The organism is Prevotella sp. SGI.167, from assembly GCF_050313615.1.
Lineage (GTDB): Bacteria > Bacteroidota > Bacteroidia > Bacteroidales > Bacteroidaceae > Prevotella.
Genome location: NZ_JBNPLT010000146.1, coordinates 1 through 394, shown reverse-complemented (window position 1 = coordinate 394; position 394 = coordinate 1). Strand labels below are relative to the sequence as shown.

At 51.0% G+C, this 394-nt stretch carries 1 protein-coding gene; it reads right to left on the bottom strand.

Going from position 1 to position 394, the window contains the following annotated elements; all coding sequences use genetic code 11:
- The coding region (locus tag ACQRBJ_RS16275) for an AAA family ATPase (RefSeq protein ID WP_445304266.1) at nt 1-394 on the bottom strand (394 nt) is incomplete at both ends.

The following is a 394-nucleotide window of genomic DNA, read 5'->3' as shown; positions in this document are numbered from 1 at the left end:
AAGACGGCGTGCCGGAACCAAACCAGTAAGGAGCTATGTCACGAGCATTCAAAGCCTTTACCAGACTGAATGGATTGAAGATGTCCTCTGATTTCTTGCTGAAATGATAGCCGTCGTAGAATCTCGTCAGTTCTGCCAGGCATTCCTCATACGTCATGCCAAGGGCTTCTCCCAATGCTGCCACATCCGGTTTCATCTGGGTGGTAAGCTCTGTCTTGCTGATGCCGCAGATGGCGGAATACTGGTCGAACATGCTGATGTTGTCGAGGTTGTTGAGTTCGCTGAAGATGCTGAGCTGCGAGAACTTGGTAATGCCGGTGATGAAGGTGAACTCCAGGTACGGGTCTAGCATCTTCAGAGGACTGTAGAAGTTCTGCATGATGCGACGGAGGGG